The sequence below is a fragment of the Pleurocapsa sp. PCC 7319 genome, assembly GCF_000332195.1.
Taxonomy (GTDB): Bacteria; Cyanobacteriota; Cyanobacteriia; order Cyanobacteriales; family Xenococcaceae; genus Waterburya.
Window position 1 is genome coordinate 1 of the sequence record NZ_KB235916.1, and the last position, 17240, is coordinate 17240.

At 39.5% G+C, this 17240-nt stretch carries 20 protein-coding genes; 8 read left to right on the forward strand and 12 right to left on the reverse strand.

Annotated elements, in window-relative coordinates; all coding sequences use genetic code 11:
* Positions 1 to 19: 19 nt before the first annotated feature.
* The 7 genes from PLEUR7319_RS0100005 to PLEUR7319_RS0100030 all read right to left on the reverse strand — a co-directional run bounded on the left by PLEUR7319_RS0100005 (position 20) and on the right by PLEUR7319_RS0100030 (position 5596).
* Positions 20 to 409, reverse strand: a complete 390-nt coding sequence (locus PLEUR7319_RS0100005; RefSeq protein ID WP_019503156.1) for a replication protein — start codon at positions 407 to 409, stop codon at positions 20 to 22.
* 426 nt (positions 410 to 835) lie between these two features.
* The gene (locus tag PLEUR7319_RS39830) at positions 836 to 1036 is read right to left on the reverse strand and encodes a toprim domain-containing protein (protein WP_144054202.1); all 201 of its coding nucleotides are present in this window, start codon (positions 1034 to 1036) and stop codon (positions 836 to 838) included.
* 307 nt (positions 1037 to 1343) lie between these two features.
* A complete protein-coding gene (locus tag PLEUR7319_RS0100010) occupies positions 1344 to 2303 on the reverse strand; it encodes a DUF3991 and toprim domain-containing protein (RefSeq protein WP_019503157.1) in 960 nt (319 codons plus the stop codon).
* 433 nt (positions 2304 to 2736) lie between these two features.
* Positions 2737 to 3123: a hypothetical protein gene (locus tag PLEUR7319_RS0100015; RefSeq protein WP_019503158.1), complete on the reverse strand. Its 387-nt coding sequence runs from the start codon at positions 3121 to 3123 to the stop codon at positions 2737 to 2739.
* Entirely contained in the window at positions 3117 to 3548 is a 432-nt protein-coding gene (locus tag PLEUR7319_RS0100020) for a MobC family plasmid mobilization relaxosome protein (RefSeq protein ID WP_019503159.1), read from the reverse strand. The genes PLEUR7319_RS0100015 and PLEUR7319_RS0100020 overlap by 7 nt, the downstream gene beginning before the upstream one ends.
* A 780-nt stretch (positions 3549 to 4328) precedes the next feature.
* Positions 4329 to 4991 (reverse strand): site-specific integrase, encoded by a 663-nt coding sequence (locus PLEUR7319_RS0100025; RefSeq protein ID WP_019503160.1) that lies wholly within the window; start codon positions 4989 to 4991, stop codon positions 4329 to 4331.
* A gap of 11 nt (positions 4992 to 5002) precedes the next feature.
* On the reverse strand, positions 5003 to 5596 hold the full coding sequence (locus tag PLEUR7319_RS0100030; RefSeq protein ID WP_019503161.1) for a helix-turn-helix domain-containing protein: 594 nt from the start codon (positions 5594 to 5596) through the stop codon (positions 5003 to 5005).
* Between the two features lie 737 nt (positions 5597 to 6333).
* Between PLEUR7319_RS0100030 and PLEUR7319_RS0100035 the strand changes: the two genes are divergently transcribed.
* The 5 genes from PLEUR7319_RS0100035 to PLEUR7319_RS41140 all read left to right on the forward strand — a co-directional run bounded on the left by PLEUR7319_RS0100035 (position 6334) and on the right by PLEUR7319_RS41140 (position 10092).
* Entirely contained in the window at positions 6334 to 6675 is a 342-nt protein-coding gene (locus PLEUR7319_RS0100035) for a hypothetical protein (RefSeq protein WP_019503162.1), read from the forward strand.
* 200 nt (positions 6676 to 6875) lie between these two features.
* A complete protein-coding gene (psbA, locus tag PLEUR7319_RS0100040; protein WP_019503163.1) occupies positions 6876 to 7958 on the forward strand; it encodes a photosystem II q(b) protein in 1083 nt (360 codons plus the stop codon).
* Positions 7959 to 8132: 174 nt separating this feature from the next.
* Positions 8133 to 8474: a hypothetical protein gene (locus PLEUR7319_RS0100045; RefSeq protein WP_019503164.1), complete on the forward strand. Its 342-nt coding sequence runs from the start codon at positions 8133 to 8135 to the stop codon at positions 8472 to 8474.
* A 271-nt stretch (positions 8475 to 8745) separates the two neighbouring features.
* Complete coding sequence (gene psbA / locus PLEUR7319_RS0100050) at positions 8746 to 9828, forward strand: photosystem II q(b) protein (protein ID WP_019503163.1); 1083 nt, start codon at positions 8746 to 8748, stop codon at positions 9826 to 9828.
* 111 nt (positions 9829 to 9939) lie between these two features.
* Positions 9940 to 10092 (forward strand): hypothetical protein, encoded by a 153-nt coding sequence (locus tag PLEUR7319_RS41140; RefSeq protein WP_158441800.1) that lies wholly within the window; start codon positions 9940 to 9942, stop codon positions 10090 to 10092.
* 119 nt (positions 10093 to 10211) lie between these two features.
* Here PLEUR7319_RS41140 and PLEUR7319_RS0100055 read toward each other — a convergent pair whose 3' ends face one another.
* From PLEUR7319_RS0100055 to parA, 3 genes are all read right to left on the reverse strand, one after another.
* Positions 10212 to 11375, reverse strand: coding sequence for an RNA-guided endonuclease TnpB family protein (locus PLEUR7319_RS0100055; protein ID WP_019503165.1), 1164 nt, complete (start codon positions 11373 to 11375; stop codon positions 10212 to 10214).
* Positions 11376 to 12082: 707 nt separating this feature from the next.
* A complete protein-coding gene (locus PLEUR7319_RS33555) occupies positions 12083 to 12298 on the reverse strand; it encodes a plasmid partition protein ParG (RefSeq protein WP_019503166.1) in 216 nt (71 codons plus the stop codon).
* The gene (gene parA, locus PLEUR7319_RS0100065; RefSeq protein ID WP_019503167.1) at positions 12288 to 12929 is read right to left on the reverse strand and encodes a ParA family partition ATPase; all 642 of its coding nucleotides are present in this window, start codon (positions 12927 to 12929) and stop codon (positions 12288 to 12290) included. Before parA ends, PLEUR7319_RS33555 begins: the two co-directional genes overlap by 11 nt.
* A gap of 106 nt (positions 12930 to 13035) precedes the next feature.
* Here parA and PLEUR7319_RS0100070 point away from each other — a divergent pair, with 106 nt between their 5' ends.
* The 3 genes from PLEUR7319_RS0100070 (at position 13036) to PLEUR7319_RS0100080 (ending at position 15232) form a co-directional block, all read left to right on the forward strand.
* The gene (locus PLEUR7319_RS0100070) at positions 13036 to 14229 is read left to right on the forward strand and encodes an RNA-guided endonuclease TnpB family protein (protein ID WP_019503168.1); all 1194 of its coding nucleotides are present in this window, start codon (positions 13036 to 13038) and stop codon (positions 14227 to 14229) included.
* A 177-nt stretch (positions 14230 to 14406) separates the two neighbouring features.
* Positions 14407 to 14754, forward strand: coding sequence for a hypothetical protein (locus tag PLEUR7319_RS0100075; RefSeq protein WP_019503169.1), 348 nt, complete (start codon positions 14407 to 14409; stop codon positions 14752 to 14754).
* A gap of 136 nt (positions 14755 to 14890) precedes the next feature.
* Positions 14891 to 15232, forward strand: a complete 342-nt coding sequence (locus tag PLEUR7319_RS0100080; protein WP_019503170.1) for a hypothetical protein — start codon at positions 14891 to 14893, stop codon at positions 15230 to 15232.
* A 99-nt stretch (positions 15233 to 15331) separates the two neighbouring features.
* Here the strand turns inward: PLEUR7319_RS0100080 and PLEUR7319_RS0100085 are convergent, their stop codons facing one another.
* Both PLEUR7319_RS0100085 and PLEUR7319_RS37575 read right to left on the reverse strand, forming a co-directional pair.
* Complete coding sequence (locus PLEUR7319_RS0100085) at positions 15332 to 15982, reverse strand: hypothetical protein (protein WP_019503171.1); 651 nt, start codon at positions 15980 to 15982, stop codon at positions 15332 to 15334.
* A gap of 430 nt (positions 15983 to 16412) precedes the next feature.
* Positions 16413 to 16907: a replication/maintenance protein RepL gene (locus PLEUR7319_RS37575; RefSeq protein ID WP_019503172.1), complete on the reverse strand. Its 495-nt coding sequence runs from the start codon at positions 16905 to 16907 to the stop codon at positions 16413 to 16415.
* Positions 16908 to 17240: the final 333 nt, after the last annotated feature.

The window sequence follows — 17240 nt, forward strand, 5'->3', positions numbered from 1 at the left end:
CAGACTCATTGTCGAATTTTCACGACTTTTTTGATGATTTGCCTTTTTTGACATACATTTGGCTCAGAACATACTTGCGACGGTTATTAGGACCAATACGACTAATTACTTTAAGTTCTTCAAGTTCATTTAAAGCACTCTGAACGGTCTTCTCACTCAAGCCAGTGCTTTCCATAATTTCGTTTCTGGTCATTTCTACAACGGTGTTTTCCCATCCCAGTTTGCCTCCTAATGCCATGAAAACCTTAAGAGCATTACCACTTATTTTGGGAAGAAGCTGTTCTAGAGATTCAGAATAAATTTTCATAAACCCCCGATCCTTTCGTGTTGGTCTTTGACATACTCCTCTTACTTCAGCTAGAGGATTCTGCAATACTGGCGTAGATAGCAAGTTAAACTTGTCTGACATCTACTCTCACACTGGAAAATGCCCTCACCAGTTGGAATACTCCAAACAACCAGGATTGGTTTTTTTTCTTTAGGTCTTCTAGAGCTTAGTTGAATCCTGCCTTTTACCGCTAGCGATTCGCATTTTTCCCAATCAAACTAGAAAGACTATGCTCTCAAGTGCTGCCTGAAGTTTTACCTAGAGAACTCGTCTCTAGAACCCCATACTTCAACTCTGTTAGAGAACTATAAGTAGTATACAATGGCTGGAATCCTTGATATATAATGATTTGATGTGGAAAATGTTAAGCTCGATACGGTAAAAAATCAACCTTTAATGAGGATAAAATTTATCTTCAAACTAAATCTCTAAAACTATTATGTAGTAAACGTTTGGGAGATTGCACTTGGAAGTTAGATCTACCTCTTAATAACGTCAAACCCGAAATTAACATGATAAACCCCTACCCCTACTTCTCTGATTTTCTTGTTGTCTTTCTCGTTCAATTTGAGCCTGTAGAGCCTCGTTCCAATCTTTTTGATGTTTGGGTACATGGCGAGATATTTGAGCGGTTTTAGGGGCAATTCTGTGTAGCTCCTGGGATATTTTTTCTCCTGCTCGATCCCTATCCGTAGCGATAAAAACTATAGCCTACAAAAACTATAGCCTACAAAAACTATAGTTCAATGACTACATTTTTTGTAGGCATAATAAATTCTTGAAATCCTTATACAGAGTATGTTTTAGCGATTTGAAATTAAGCGTATATCTACCTCTTACATAACGGCAACGGAAATCCTCTCTCTGTAAAGGTTTCAGCGTTTGAAAGTGATTTTTTTAGTCTTGGAAACGCGATTGAAAAAAGCCTGGAGTAGCCGTTCGGGGAGGTCTGGAGGGACTGGTTGCTGACCCTCCAGAATCGGGGTCTGGGGTGTCCCCAGATCAACAACTCACATTAGCGACTTCTTTGATTTTCTTGTTGTCTTTCTCGTTCAATTTGAGCTTGTAATACCTCACTCCAGTCTTTTTGATGCTTTGGTACATAACGGAAGATTTGAGCCGTTTTAGGAGCAATTTCAGTTAGCTGCTGGGATATTTCTTCTCCCCCTGCATCCCTATCTGTAGCAATGATAATTTCACCTCCCTTCTGGTCAAGCTTCTCGAAAGCAGTGCGGAGTAAGTCTTTTTGCTTCTCAGACAGTGTTCCTGATGTGGCAAAGTAGCGAGTATAGTCATCGGGAAAAAGTTGATGGTAGCTCAGACAGTCGAGAGGGCTTTCGCAAATTACAAGTTTGTTGTCGTTTCGCCCACTCTTGGAAACCCATAACCCCTTAGTACCACCACTGGAGAAGCCTTTAAAGTCTTGGTTGCGAGTTTCATAGCCACAAACCCCTTCCCTATCTCTGTGGGGAAAAATCGCATTGTTGCGACTATCAAGGTAAATTGTTCCCTTGAATCTAGGGTTGTTGATTGTATCTTTACTAATTCCTCTTTGGTTTAAGTAGGGGTGATTATTGATAGTTTGAAAGTTTTCAAATTGAGCAATAACTTTAGATTTTTCTTTAGATGTTGGCGTAAGTTTAATTGATAATTTATTAGTAATTTTAAAGGTAGATGAATAATTGTTATTTATCCAAGGTCTTAGTTCTTTTCTTACTTGACCTAAATTAAGGTTTTTTCTCTTTTGTATAAAGTCAATTATTGACCCTTTATCTGTTTCGTTTGTCAGGGAATAGTAGAAGTAGTGATTGTCAGTCTTATCTAAACCTACTAATATTTTGTCTCCTTGATTGTCTTTGAGAACTATACAGTTGGTACTGGATTTATTTTGGTCTAGTTGATAGCCGTTATTTTGGGCATAGTCCACTAGATTGATTTTGGTTTTGAATTGGTCTAGTTCTTCATTACGCTTCATTTCTAGTCTAATAAGGTGTTCTGAATATCTTGATAGGATTGTGTCAATTTCTCTACTTTGTTGATGAAGCCTCCCACACCTGCTCTAACGAGACGAGGTGCGAGTATCTGGTAAGACACTCTTCTCGTAGGAGACAGCTACTCGTGTACCAGAAAACCGTGCTTCTCGGTGAACAGCAGGGACTTTAGCCATACTGAACCTGTTACTCATTTCTGGCAACAGCTTGTAGAAACAAATTCTGTATTTGATTATGTATCGTTATTTTGCTTGCTCCCTACTATTACTTATCGGGCGACACAAGGCTTATTAGTTACGAACTTGGCTACATTGGTCTTGTATTTACCCCTAAGTTACCAGCTTTCTGTGTCTGGAGGGCAATAGTGCCTTTGCAGTTAGAAGTATTATACCATGTTCTCAACCCAAGACCGTCGCACTAACTACCACCTGCTAATCGCGAGGAGGTAGAATGCGTGCTGATTGTCCGTTCAATTCTGCCGTTGCTGGTGTGGCTGTGTCTTACGCAGAGAATGTCATATTGATCTACTTCTAATCCTGGGAAAGCTGTTTTTTCAAATGATTTAATAAGCTCTTGCTGTTGTTGTTCTGTGAGGTTATCTTCTGGAGCAAAGCTGATTACTCCGGTGTGAAATTTATATTTAAAACTTAAGGAATCGATCAATTGAATTGTTTGTTGGGGATTGCCTTTGATTATTTCTGGTAGTGGTTCTCTTGTTACTCCTTTACTATCGACTTCTTTGGTTAAATACTCTACTGGCGACGATCCTTTTCCAGTACCACCTTTAAAGAATTTAACTAACATCTTGGTTCGCCTCCGGCGGGGGCAGATGGGAAAGAAGATATTACCTCTAGCTTTTTTTCTATTTCTCTTAAACATTCAATTACTTCAATGGCTTCGGCGGTTGATTTGTAGGTATTCGCCCATTTAGCTATTTGATTTAAGTTATTACCAATCCGACTTATTTGTCTGGTTTGTTCTGAGATTAAACCTCTATCTGCTACTGTCCAAGTTTGAGTTCTTACCATTGCTTGCCGAATTAAATTGGACAGAGAAACTCCTGCTAGAACTGCTTTTTCTTGCCACCTCTCTTTCTCTGCTTTACTCAACCTAATCTTGATATAACTATCTTTATTTCCCACTACCAATAACCCCGAAAAATTTCCTTTCCCATCTGCCCCTGGGGGTTTGGGGGCGAGCAGCCCCCGACTAGTTTTAGTGTGGGACAAATGATGATCGTAGGGAGTTATTTGTTACCACACTGAATAAGCAAAAAATAAAAAACTACGAGCGATTAGCGAGTTCCATTTTAGTCTAGATTGCTTGTAATATAAGAATTTCTAATATTTTCTAAGACAAATTGGATTTGATGATCTTTCTTTTGATTGACTTTTTTACTATGAGTCGAGTGTTAGAGTTAAGATTTTTTTAGGTTTATAAAGATTATTATAAAAGCTTTCTAATATAAGGGTATAGTCTTAAAATAGACATTTTTTTATATGTATAAAAATTCTTCTAGAAGTTGTTAGATTTCCTTCTAGAATATAATATTTAAGTATCTAATTTTTTAGTAACTGTTTTAAGCAGATTGATGGAAAAAGCAAACCATATTTTTGATTTTAAACGAGTCTTTTCCTACTGCTTCAATTTGAACTTTATTGTTCCCATTATTAAGTTTAGAACCAGTGAATGCAGCCATTTGGGTCTAAAAGTGTGATGCGTTTGAGTTTGGATAAGGAAGGATATTTCCTACTTCTTCATTATTAACTTTAACAGGTACTGCTTTGTTAACTTTTTATTACTTTGATAAGAGAGCGAGAATAAGTAGAGAATTATTTTTGCAATATGTAAAAGTTAAAGATCAAAACCAAAAAAAATATATTCGGAAGTCTTTGAATATTTACTTTAAAATTGTAAAACAATACGTAAGTCATATTTAACCTGTTTGCATCCATGCAATAAAATTGTTATTTACATATACTTATATTGTTTGATATTCAAAAAAGATTTTAAGGTGATGTCAGATCCTCTTCGGTTTGAATTTGTTGGTTAATGGTGGAGTGGTTTGAATCACGAAACGTTTTTTTTCCGATGTATGACAAACAGGACAATGAGGCGATCGCACCTTTGACTTGTTCGGGTTTGACTTCTAGGTAGGCATGGAGTTGGGTTAGGTTGTGGTGTCCGCTTACTTCGGCGATGACTCGGAAGGGAATGTTAGTGTCGCTCATTTGCGTTAAGGCGGTGCGTCGGAAGCTGTGGGTGCTGACTCCTTCTAGACCAACCTTTCTGCAAGCGGTGCGTAGAATTAGGGAGGCACTGTCGGGGTGGATATGTTTTTTGCCCCACCGTCCAGGGAAGAGGTATTTATCTCCTGACTGGGGTTTATATTGCCCTAGAAGCAGCTTTAAGTCTTCTGAGGTGGGTATGGTTCGGCTGGCGAGTTTGCCCTTGCTATTGCCCTTACGAATGGTCATGTAGGGACGAACTGCTTCGGCGTTATTGTATGCGTCTTGGGTGAGTTGGGTGCAAGCTTCGTTGATCCGACAGGCGGTGTAGAGGCAGAAGCCAAACAGGGCGCGATCTCTGATGGTTTTTAGTCCTTGGTTGAAGAGAAGTTGGATTTCGTCGGGGGTGAGGATTTTGGCCCTGCCGTGTCGCTCTCGCTTCATGATTTATTTTTTTATTCCTTATGCAGAAGGCTATAAAATTCCTCAACGTTGACCTTTCCTTGTTTAATAGCTTGAATTATTTGGTCTTCTTTACTTAGTTCGACTAATTTCAAGTTGTTTTGAGTTCTTGAGCGTTTTTTTTCTCTATGTTCAAGCTCGTCACGTTCTCTTCGATACTCATCTAAATTTTTCACTTGACCTTTCCAGCCAAATTCAGGATTGAGCATGAAGGCATAAGAGCGTCCTACTTTCGGTCCTCGCAGAATTATTTCCTTTTCTTCAAGAAGTTTTATCGCTCTTGATACATTAGGTCGCTTTAATTCAAGTTCCTGGGCTATTTTTGTAACAGAAAGCTGAACCCAATTTTCAAAATCAAGAATCCCACCAATAAACCAAAGGACACGGTGGGTTTCTCCTTTTATATCTTTATCTTTGGCAAGAATTATCATTGCCTCTTGACTATTCATAACCCATCCTTTAGCGTATGGATTCCTTTTTCTTCCTATGATGACAGGAAAGCCATATTCTTCACCTGTGTACTTATCAACATATCCTTTTAGCGTTCCTGCTTGGTCATAGAGAGGCTTAAGGCGAGTTACTGCCATTTTATTGCTCCTCGCATAAGTTAATTAAAATGAATCCGTATCATATGCGATACCTTGCGTATCATATGCGATACGAATCCAATTTGTAAACCCTTGCCCTGACTGGGTTATAAGTAAGCTCCTTATGTCTCTATATACGCTAAACCTATAAATAAAACTTATATATTAGGCTCAAACTCTTACAGGGACTAACTTAAACAAGTTTTTAGTCGAAAGCTTAGTTTGAACGGACAATCAGCACGCATTCTACCTCCTCGCGATTAGCAGGTGGTAGTTAGTGCGACGGTCTTGGGTTGAGAACATGGTATAATACTTCTAACTGCAAAGGCACTATTGCCCTCCAGACACAGAAAGCTGGTAACTTAGGGGTAAATACAAGACCAATGTAGCCAAGTTCGTAACTAATAAGCCTTGTGTCGCCCGATAAGTAATAGTAGGGAGCAAGCAAAATAACGATACATAATCAAATACAGAATTTGTTTCTACAAGCTGTTGCCAGAAATGAGTAACAGGTTCAGTATGGCTAAAGTCCCTGCTGTTCACCGAGAAGCACGGTTTTCTGGTACACGAGTAGCTGTCTCCTACGAGAAGAGTGTCTTACCAGATACTCGCACCTCGTCTCGTTAGAGCAGGTGTGGGAGGCTTCATTAGCTGCATAAAAAAAAAAGACCAATCGTAATTAATAAATGTAAGCACAACACACACAAAATTTTATTTTTACTCAGGTCTATAAAATTATGAAAAAATCTACATTGGCAATTCTAACTGCAGTTATCGCTTTCGCTCCTTTAACTGCTTTTGCTCAAGATACTCAAAATTCCGCACAAATCGGTGGTAACTCTGCCGCGGCAGTAGGTTACGGTAACTATATCGACCAAGACGCTCACCAAACCAGCTTCCAAGACCAACTAAATTCTGGTGGTTATGGCGTTCCTGATGCTCCCGATGCTCAAAATTCTCTACAAGTTAATACTAATGAAGCAGCGGCGATCGGCGAATACAATGTAATTGACCAAGAAGCGAATCAATCTAACGTTCAATATCAAACTGACCTTGAATCATACTATCCACATTACTAAGCTTCAAACAGTCATTATTTTCTAAATTCAACAAAAAGCTCGGAACTAATATTAGTTCCGAGCTTTTTTATTCGGTATTTTTGGATCATAAACAAAACTAATAAGATAGATAAATTTTTTGTTGTTACATTTGTCTAAAGTCTCATTTAAGATAAGTACATACATAAAAATACATACTAAACAAACGCAATCATACGAACATGACAACCACTTTACAACAAAGCCAAACCCAAGGTAATTGGGAACGCTTCTGTCAGTGGGTTACAAGCACTAACAACCGCATCTACGTTGGTTGGTTTGGTGTCTTGATGATTCCTACACTTCTGGCAGCTACTACTTGTTTCTTAATCGCCTTTGTCGCAGCACCTCCTGTAGATATCGACGGAATCCGCGAACCCGTAGCTGGTTCATTACTTTACGGTAACAACATCATCTCCGGTGCAGTTGTTCCTTCTTCTAACGCGATCGGTCTTCACTTCTACCCCATCTGGGAAGCAGCTTCCTTAGATGAGTGGTTATACAACGGTGGTCCTTACCAACTAGTAATCTTCCACTTCTTGATCGGAGTCTTTTCTTACCTCGGTCGTCAGTGGGAATTATCTTACCGTCTAGGAATGCGCCCCTGGATCTGTGTTGCATATAGTGCACCTGTATCCGCAGCCACAGCAGTATTCTTAATCTATCCTCTAGGACAAGGTTCCTTCTCTGATGGAATGCCTTTAGGAATCAGCGGAACATTCAACTTCATGTTGGTCTTCCAAGCAGAACACAACATCTTAATGCACCCCTTCCACATGTTAGGTGTAGCTGGTGTCTTCGGTGGTTCTCTGTTCTCCGCAATGCACGGTTCTTTGGTAACTTCTTCCTTAGTACGTGAAACAACTGAAACTGAATCACAAAACTACGGTTACAAGTTCGGACAAGAAGAAGAGACTTACAACATCGTGGCAGCACACGGCTACTTCGGTCGTCTCATCTTCCAATATGCTTCTTTCAACAACTCTCGTTCCTTGCACTTCTTCTTAGGTGCATGGCCCGTAATCGGAATTTGGTTTACTGCAATGGGTATTAGCACCATGGCATTTAACCTCAACGGATTCAACTTCAACCAATCGATCATGGATTCTCAGGGACGTGTAGTTAACACATGGGCAGACATCTTAAACCGCGCTAACCTCGGTTTCGAAGTAATGCACGAACGTAACGCTCACAACTTCCCCTTAGACTTAGCAAGTGGCGAGCAAGCTCCTGTAGCTTTGACTGCTCCTGCTATCAACGGCTAAGAGTTGGCGGTAATCGAAATAGATTTTCACAAAAGCGTCTCTCCTATTCATGAGGGGCGCTTTTGTTATTGGATATTGCTCGAAGTAGATCTGCATAAAAAAAAAGACCAATCGTAATTAGTAAATGTAAGCAAAACACACACAAAATTTTATTTTTACTAGGTCTATAAAATTATGAAAAAATCTACATTAGCAATCTTAACTGCAGTTATCGCCTTCGCTCCTTTAACTGCTTTTGCTCAAGATACTCAAAATTCGGCACAAATCGGTGGTAACTCCGCAGCAGCAGTAGGTTACGGTAACTATATCGACCAAGACGCTCACCAAACCAGCTTCCAAGATCAACTAAATTCTGGTGGTTATGGCGTTCCTGATGCTCCCGATGCTCAAAATTCTCTACAAGTTAATACTAATGAAGCAGCAGCGATCGGCGAATACAATGTAATTGACCAAGAAGCAGATCAATCTAACGTTCAATTGCAAACTGATATTGAATCATACTATCCACATTACTAAGCTTCAGCCAGTCATTATTTTCTAAATTCAACAAAAAGCTCGGGACTAGATATTTAGTCCCGAGCTTTTTCATATTGATTTTTTTCAATCAAAAAATGATTGTCTATAACTTTTGATAGAGATCATCAACAATTTCGTTACATAACTTGACAAAACTCTTAATATTAGTTAATATAGTTATATGGATGAGGCAAAACACATTATTTTATTTCGTTTCCCATCCCGTTCTAAATCAAGAACATTAATAAATAAACAACGCAATCATACAAACATGACAACCACTTTACAACAAAGCCAAACCCAAGGTAATTGGGAACGCTTCTGTCAGTGGGTTACAAGCACTAACAACCGCATCTACGTTGGTTGGTTTGGTGTCTTGATGATTCCTACACTTCTGGCAGCTACTACTTGTTTCTTAATCGCCTTTGTCGCAGCACCTCCTGTAGACATCGACGGAATCCGCGAACCCGTAGCTGGTTCATTACTTTACGGTAACAACATCATCTCCGGTGCAGTTGTTCCTTCTTCTAACGCGATCGGTCTTCACTTCTACCCCATCTGGGAAGCAGCTTCCTTAGATGAGTGGTTATACAACGGTGGTCCTTACCAACTAGTAATCTTCCACTTCTTGATCGGAGTCTTTTCTTACCTCGGTCGTCAGTGGGAATTATCTTACCGCTTAGGAATGCGTCCTTGGATCTGTGTTGCATATAGTGCACCTGTATCCGCAGCCACAGCAGTATTCTTAATCTATCCTTTAGGACAAGGTTCCTTCTCTGATGGAATGCCTTTAGGAATCAGTGGAACATTCAACTTCATGTTGGTCTTCCAAGCAGAACACAACATCTTAATGCACCCCTTCCACATGTTAGGTGTAGCTGGTGTCTTCGGTGGTTCTCTGTTCTCCGCAATGCACGGTTCTTTGGTAACTTCTTCCTTAGTACGTGAAACAACTGAAACTGAATCACAAAACTACGGTTACAAATTCGGACAAGAAGAAGAGACTTACAACATTGTGGCAGCACACGGCTACTTCGGTCGTCTTATCTTCCAATATGCTTCTTTCAACAACTCTCGTTCCTTGCACTTCTTCTTAGGTGCATGGCCCGTAATCGGAATCTGGTTTACTGCAATGGGTATTAGCACCATGGCATTCAACCTCAACGGATTCAACTTCAACCAATCCATCATGGATTCTCAGGGACGTGTAGTTAACACATGGGCAGACATCTTAAACCGCGCTAACCTCGGTTTTGAAGTAATGCACGAACGTAACGCTCACAACTTCCCCTTAGACTTAGCAAGTGGCGAGCAAGCTCCCGTAGCATTAACTGCTCCTGCAATCAACGGTTAAGTTGAAAGTTAGTTAACTTCAAATAGAATTCTGAAAAAAGCGTCCTCCGAAACTGAAGAGGACGCTTTTTACATTTCTAGAATCACTCAATTCTTATCAGAGAAAATCATCATGTTTTTAATTTGTTCATTGTTAATTGGTTTCCTTGTAGTTGCATATCTAGCCGAGCAAGGATTTTTAGCTGTCGAGTCAGGGGAATTGATCCCTGTGAGGGTGAAGGTTAATGAACTAGAAAGCAGAGAGAGAAAGCATCTTCGCCGTTAAGGCATGCAGTTCCAACTCATTGTCGCTCTCGCTTCATGATCTATAATCTTCTTCTTGACGCTCCCACGCATAAATGACGTGGGATTCCTGCTTCATAAGGATCTTCGCAGACCTATCCCTCAGCAGACTTGGACGGTACGCCCTACCGCCACTACTCCACGCTGCTCTATTACTTGAGCTGCCGCTACATCTCTATCGGTTGTATACCCACAGGTAGGACAGGAATGTACTCTTTCAGATAGTTCTTTTTTACCTGTTAGAGTTTGGCACTTAGGACAAGTTTGACTGCTGAGATTAGGATCTACTCGATTAAAGTATACTCCTTGTTTCCAGCAGACAAATTCTAAGATGTTGAGGAACTGTCCAAAGCCAGCATCTAAAGTATGTTTTCTGAGCATACCTCTAGACATAGCTTTAAGGTTTAAATCCTCAGCAAATACCATTCCTGCTTCACTTGCTATTAGACCCGCAGTTTTATAGTGAAAATCTTTTCTGGTATTAGAGATGTGTTCATGGAGTTTAGCTACTTTAAAGCCCGCTTTTTTCCAATTGCTAGAACCTTTTTTCTTCCTGCTCATTTTCTTTTGTAACGATTTCAGCTTACTTTGGAGTGAGACAAAAAACTTTGGTCTAGCTATAAGCTTGCCTGTACTGGTAGCTAAGAATTTTTCGAGTCCTAAATCTATACCTAATGGTTCACCATGAGGCATGGGGTTAGGAACATCTACCTCTAGCTTAAGCACTAACATGGCATACCAACCAGATACACGCCTAACTATTCTGACTTGCTTTAACTCAAAACCTTCGGGAATAGGTCTAGACTGACGCATCTTAACCCAACCAATTTTAGGCAATTTAACTTTACCTTCTTGAAGTGGATTAACCCCCATTTGCTTGAAATTAAATGACCTCATCCTTTTGGTAGATTTGAATCTAGGAAAACCATGACCTCTATCCCACATAGCTACAAAAGCAATTTCTAATCGCTTTAATGTTTCTTGTAAGACGTGAACATGAACATTTCCTAGTTCAGGAAAATCTTTTCTAGCCTGAGTTAAAGACCTGCATTGACTAGCGAAATTAGGACGCTTAGTATCAGCAGGTATTATGTATTCTTGGCTTAAGCTACAAGCGTTAACAGCACACTTTCGAGAATTAACCCAAGCTTTCCTTTCTGCCAGAGCATAGTTATATACTTGGCGACAGGCAATCAACCAAGCTTCAAACAAAGAAGCTTGTTCAGTAGTTGGCTTGAGTTTAAATTCAAAAGTTCGTGTTAACATGACTAAATTATATTATGTTTAGTCATGACAGCACTTAAAAGGAGGGGCTGTTGCCGTGGGTCAGTTGCGGCTAAAGCCTTACTCGCGGCATTTATAAGCCCCGCACATGCCTAAAGGCGATGGGCTTGCGGGCTGCCCGCGCATTTTGTCATGGAGAAGATTATAAGAAGCTCGTTAGTTTCGCCTCCGGCGGGGGCAGATGGGAAAGGGGGATGGCAACGATTCACACATTTTACTCCCATATTGACCTTAAACTAACTGCTGGCAATGGTTTTAGGGTTTGAATCAAAATAGTACAAACATTGCCGAATTGGACATCTTTTCGGCAATGTTATCAATTTCAGATAACGATTTTATTGAGTTTGAGCCACTTTTTTCATGAGACAAAAATAATTGTTTTCGGCAAAGTCTCTGATAAGCATGAAAAAATCAAAGTAGTCAGATTCTTAAAAGGCTTGCTGTATATGCTTTTGAGCTGTCGAGCAATCAAAGAATTAGAAATTAAAACTCTACAATCTTTTCACTGTAAAGGTTTGAGGGGGATATGACAGTAAAATTCACGAATCGTTGCCACCCCCCGGAAAGAAGTATTGATTGGGCAATCGTTAAAAGACACCTTATTCTCTTCATCTTTCTTCGGGCTGGAGACCTTCACTTTCAGTGATGGGAGGATGTCAATTCTTTGAGATAGTCTAATATTTATTCATTTACTCATTTGAACTTTTACTCAAATACTCAGTAATAGCCTCAATTACTACCTCAGTTATTTTGGTTTCCTGTTGGGCAGCAAAGGTTTTAAGTCTACTGTGTAATTCTCTCGGTATCTCAGCATTTAATCTTTTGGTATCAGGTTTAGTTGTCTGGGCGATCGCCTGTTCTTTGTCTGGGCGATCGCGTCGAGTTTTTTTGGCTTTAAGCACCATAGTTCACAATCTCCATAATTTCAGTTTTGATAGCTGTGATTTCTTTGGCTGCACTACTGGCAGGTTCATTAAATACAGTTTTTCCCTCAGCGGCGGTAGTGGGATAAGCAACTTTTTGGGTGGTACATGTCGTCATTACAGGAAGTTCATAATCTACCAATGCGCTTTTGATTTCATTGCCAAGCTTGGTGTTTTTAATCGCTCTACTAATTAGAAAATAGGCGATTGGCAAGCCATCTGTAACTTCTTGTCGGGCGGTGATGATATCTACTAAATCAGCACAAGCCCAAATATCATACGGCGATGGTTGTACAGGTATGAGTACTAAATTCGCTGCTTTAACCGCTGCTACACTCATTTTGGCTATTTGTGGCGCACCGTCGATAATTACAAAGTCATAACTATCTGATATTGCTTTTAGATCCTTGGGTAGCGTCTCTCTATCTAGCCCGACAACGGGTATTAATTCCCCTCCATTTGCTTCATTCCAATCTCTCAAACTGCCTTGTGGGTCAGAATCAACCAATAGAACCTTTCGGCCATCGAGAGCGATCGCATGGGCTAAATTGCTTGATATAGTGGTTTTGCCACTCCCTCCTTTCTGGTTCAAAACACTAATAATAATAGTCATCTGTCTTCGCGCATTCCTCCTATCGCTTACCGCAAAGCGGTAAGCGATAGGAGGAATGCGCGCCTCTAATTGTATTTTTTACATTTAATGACGTATAATGTGAAGTATGACCGAACGTGCTTACAAATACAGGTTTTTCCCCACTGCCGAGCAAGAAAACCTCTTGCGACGGACAATGGGATGTGTACGTTTGGTCTATAACAAAGCTTTGGCTACTAGAACAATCGCTTGGTATGAAAGACAAGAGAGGATTCAATATAAAGAAACCTCTAGCCTTCTTACTGGCTGGAAAAAGATTGAGAACTTGGACTTTCTCAATGAAGTTAGCTGTGTACCTTTGCAGCAATGTTTGAGACATCTGCAAAAAGCATTTGCTAACTTTTGGGGTAAACGTGCCAAGTATCCAAGGTTTAAAGCCAAGCGCAATGGTGGTACGGCAGAATTTACCAAGTCGGCGTTTAACTACCGCAATGGTAGTTTGTGGCTTGCTAAATGCAAAGAACCATTGAATATAGTTTGGTCTAGACTTTTGCCAGAAGGATGTGAACCATCTACAGTCACGGTCAAACTCGATCCTAGTGGTCGCTGGTTTGTCTCGATGCTGGTAGATGACTACACCATTGAAACCTTGCCACCAACTAAGAAAAAAGTTGGCATTGATGTTGGTGTTTCTAGCTTGCTGTCTACTAGTGATGGCGAAAAGATAGCTAACCCAAAGCATTTTAATCGACTGTATCAAAAGCTCTCTGTGGCGCAAAAGGAATTGAGTCGGAAAACCAAAGGCTCGAATAACCGACATAAAGCGCGACTTAAAGTAGCTAAAATACACGCCAAAATTAAAGATGCTCGTACTGATTTTCTGCACAAGTTGACTAGTCGCCTGGTTCAAGAAAATAACGTAATTGCCATTGAGGATTTGGCGATTAGAAACATGGTCAAAAACCACAAGTTGTCTCGTAGTATTAGCGATGCTGCTTGGGGTGAAATGTTTCGTCAACTTGAATATAAATGTGATTGGTACGGGCGAAAACTGGTTAAAATTGATCGGTTCTTTCCCAGCAGCAAACGATGCAACCATTGCGGGTTTGTCGTTGATAAGATGCCTCTTGATGTTCGTACCTGGGATTGCCCTAATTGTGGAACTAAGGGAATTGATAGAGACATCAATGCTGGAAAAAATATACTCGCCGCAGGGCTTGCGGTGATTGTCTGTGGAGCGGACATAAGACCTGATAACCATAACGTTAAAGGGCAGTTGCGAAAAACCCGTAAGGGAAGGAAACAGAAACCAAAGTCGTGAGTCTTTGGAATCCCCCGCTAAATCAAAGATTATAGCGGCGGGAGGATGTCAAATTCAAATGAAGTAATGAGTAAAAGTTTATTTACTCAAGCATAGGTAAAAATTCTATACGATTATTAGATTAGTATGGAGTTACTAGTTTGTCATGAAATAATGAGTAAATGAGTAAATAAATAAATGAAAATTTTAGTTGGTGGAAGTAACCAGTTTGGCAACAATGAAGAAAAGGAAAGAGCGATCGCCATACTAAAAAAAGCTAATCACAAAGTTAGTCACACACAAGATATTTATCGTGCAGCTAAAAATGATAGAGAAGGAAATGAGGCTGTATATAACGTTCTAGTAGAATCCGATGTTTTCTATGTAGTTTGCTCAATTGAAGGTTACACAGACTTTGCTACTGCCGCTAGACTTGCTGTCGCATACTATTTGCCTTCTGTTTTGACTTATTCGTCTCAGGAATTAAGCGAGTCAGATTTGAGGTTTTACGTGAACGCGATCGTTTCTCCTGAAGAATTAATGTAGAGACGGTGAGAGTGTCAAAGTTTCAAAACTCAAATCAAAACTTTTTAATAATTGCATAAAAAAAAAGACCAGTCGTAACTAATAAATGTAAGCAAAACACACACAAAATTTTATTTTTACTTAGGTCTATAAAATTATGAAAAAATCTACATTGGCAATTTTAACTACAGTTATCGCTTTCGCTCCTTTAACTGCTTTTGCTCAAGATACTCAAAATGCTGCACAAATCAATGGTAACTCCGCAGCAGCAGTAGGTTACGGTAACTATGTTGAACAAGAAGCTAACCAAACCAGCTTCCAAGATCAATTAAGTCTTGATGCCTACGGTGTTCCTTCTGCTGGCGATGCTCAAAATTCTCTACAAGTTAATACTAACGAAGCAGCGGCGATCGGCGAATACAATGTAATTGACCAAGAAGCGAATCAATCTAACGTTCAATACCAAACTGACCTTGAATCATACTATCCACATTACTAAGCTTCAAGCAGTCATTATTTTCTAAATTCAGCAAAAAAGCTCGGGACTAAATATCTAGTCCCGAGCTTTTTTTGATTTTTGTGAGCAAAGTCTCACGCATCATGGGTCAAAAGCATCAGAAAAAGCCTCTTTCACAGATATGGTTGAAGAAGGTATAGGTTCAGCCCAGCTACTTTCTTTATCAATTGACCAAGCTATTTCTCCACCTTTTCTAATTCCTACCCGTGCAAAGATAAAACCTGCATCAGTAAATTCAGTTCCGTAGTTAGTAATCGTCTTTTGATTAAGTCCCAACAAATCAGCTACTTCGGAAGTGGAAAGTAGCCAACCATTTTGATAAGCTTCTTCTAATTCTCTCAAATAGTTTAAGCGACTTCTGTTGGTAGGAATTAATCTCTTAACCACCGCCTCAATCGCACCTACCAAAACTGATGGCTGAAGCGAAATTGTCGGTTCATTATAGTTATAGCCAGGTGTAACCATTGAATTAGGGGCAGATGGTTCACCACTCGATGTAATTACTAAATGAGAATTAGAATCTATTTGCTTGAGGAATTCATTGGTTGTCCCTCCACTTTCAAGATGAGCGTGTAATCCATCCAGTAACTCTAATTGAGTAGAAGTTACAAAAGCCTTACGACCCTGTTTAACCGATTCAATCTTCAAGTCTTTAAGACGATTATAAAGATTGGATCGGGCAATACCGTAGCGAGAGGGCAGTTGAGATAAAGGAATTAAATCTACTTCCATTATGGATATGTCCAGGACTGTCCTGGAAGAATCTGCACTTAATTTCTAGCATATCTTGGACAAAAGCTATCAATAAATTGATAAAAATCTATAAAAGCCATTGAAGAAAAGCTATGAGTTTCTTGGACAAAAACCTATCTTAAATGCAAAAGAGTACCTCTACTAAAACACCAACAAAGGCGCATAGTTCGCCGCATGTATGTAGTGTTTAGTGGTGGGAGGATGTCAAGTGATTATTGATAGTTAAAAGCTTTCAAATTGAGCAATAATTTTAGATTTTTCTTTAGATGTTGGCGTAAGTTTAATTGATGATTTATTAGTAATTTTAAAGGTGGATGAATAATTATTATTTATCCAAGGTCTTAGCTGTTTTCTTACTTGACCTAAATTAAGGTTTTTTCTCTTTTGAATAAAGTCAATTATTGACCCTTTATTCTTCTAAAGCTCTACCCTCTATCTTCCGTTTTCCACCAGGGGAGTAAGTAATAGTCATTCTGAAAGTTTTTCCAAAGTTATCACGTCTACGTCTGATCTCAGCCCAGTCTCCGCGAGCAAAGAGATACGGATTAACCTCAAATTCTCCTCTTCCTATACGTTTCAGTACACCAGTCTTGACAAGCTTGGTCAGGTAATTATCAAAAGTTCCAATTGTAATTTTCAGCCTCTCAGCAATTCTCTTTTTGCTAGTGCTACCTAGAGTGATGATTCCGTCATAGTCAATTCTCTGTACAAGAGCATAAAGTAGACCTCTAACTCCAATTGGAAGTTTCAGAACAGAAGCTAAGTCATCAATATACATTTTGACGTATGGAGGTTCCTGAGGAAGCTTAACAATCTTTGTTCGTTCCTCTTCATTTACTACTCCAGTTTCATAGTCAACTGTTCTAGTCATCTCGGAATAGACAATTCGCTCCTGACGTTCCATAGTCTATCTCATCAAATTTAATTAGGATTAAACTATCTTACAACCTCATCAAATCTGATGAAAGTAATTCATCTCACAGATTAGAAATCCTCATCTCACAGATGAGGATTCCTCATCTCACAGATGAGGATTTTCGGCTGAAACCCGCATGGTTGAGGAATTCTCCCTTCTATTCTTTTATATCCCGTAATTTCACTTGTTAATTTCAGTACGGGAGTACTAAGTAAAAAAGAACAAAAGTACTAAGTAAAAAAGCACAGAAGTGTACAAAAGTATTAAGTAAAAAGGTACAGAAGTACTAAGCAAAAAAGTACAGACTCATTGTCGAATTTT

Excerpts from the sequence above, each read along its gene's own strand:
- parA (WP_019503167.1), bottom strand. The coding sequence starts at position 12,929 with ATGACTATTATTATTAGTGTTTTGAACCAGAAAGGAGGGAGTGGCAAA.
- PLEUR7319_RS41140 (WP_158441800.1), top strand. The coding sequence starts at position 9,940 with ATGTTTTTAATTTGTTCATTGTTAATTGGTTTCCTTGTAGTTGCATAT.
- PLEUR7319_RS0100080 (WP_019503170.1), top strand. The coding sequence starts at position 14,891 with ATGAAAAAATCTACATTGGCAATTTTAACTACAGTTATCGCTTTCGCT.
- PLEUR7319_RS0100035 (WP_019503162.1), top strand. The coding sequence starts at position 6,334 with ATGAAAAAATCTACATTGGCAATTCTAACTGCAGTTATCGCTTTCGCT.
- PLEUR7319_RS0100055 (WP_019503165.1), bottom strand. The coding sequence starts at position 11,375 with ATGTTAACACGAACTTTTGAATTTAAACTCAAGCCAACTACTGAACAA.
- PLEUR7319_RS0100030 (WP_019503161.1), bottom strand. The coding sequence starts at position 5,596 with ATGGCAGTAACTCGCCTTAAGCCTCTCTATGACCAAGCAGGAACGCTA.
- PLEUR7319_RS33555 (WP_019503166.1), bottom strand. The coding sequence starts at position 12,298 with ATGGTGCTTAAAGCCAAAAAAACTCGACGCGATCGCCCAGACAAAGAA.
- PLEUR7319_RS0100085 (WP_019503171.1), bottom strand. The coding sequence starts at position 15,982 with ATGGAAGTAGATTTAATTCCTTTATCTCAACTGCCCTCTCGCTACGGT.
- psbA (WP_019503163.1), top strand. The coding sequence starts at position 8,746 with ATGACAACCACTTTACAACAAAGCCAAACCCAAGGTAATTGGGAACGC.
- PLEUR7319_RS0100005 (WP_019503156.1), bottom strand. The coding sequence starts at position 409 with ATGTCAGACAAGTTTAACTTGCTATCTACGCCAGTATTGCAGAATCCT.
- PLEUR7319_RS0100075 (WP_019503169.1), top strand. The coding sequence starts at position 14,407 with ATGAAAATTTTAGTTGGTGGAAGTAACCAGTTTGGCAACAATGAAGAA.
- psbA (WP_019503163.1), top strand. The coding sequence starts at position 6,876 with ATGACAACCACTTTACAACAAAGCCAAACCCAAGGTAATTGGGAACGC.
- PLEUR7319_RS0100025 (WP_019503160.1), bottom strand. The coding sequence starts at position 4,991 with ATGAAGCGAGAGCGACACGGCAGGGCCAAAATCCTCACCCCCGACGAA.
- PLEUR7319_RS0100045 (WP_019503164.1), top strand. The coding sequence starts at position 8,133 with ATGAAAAAATCTACATTAGCAATCTTAACTGCAGTTATCGCCTTCGCT.
- PLEUR7319_RS37575 (WP_019503172.1), bottom strand. The coding sequence starts at position 16,907 with ATGGAACGTCAGGAGCGAATTGTCTATTCCGAGATGACTAGAACAGTT.
- PLEUR7319_RS0100015 (WP_019503158.1), bottom strand. The coding sequence starts at position 3,123 with ATGTTAGTTAAATTCTTTAAAGGTGGTACTGGAAAAGGATCGTCGCCA.
- PLEUR7319_RS0100010 (WP_019503157.1), bottom strand. The coding sequence starts at position 2,303 with ATGAAGCGTAATGAAGAACTAGACCAATTCAAAACCAAAATCAATCTA.
- PLEUR7319_RS0100070 (WP_019503168.1), top strand. The coding sequence starts at position 13,036 with ATGACCGAACGTGCTTACAAATACAGGTTTTTCCCCACTGCCGAGCAA.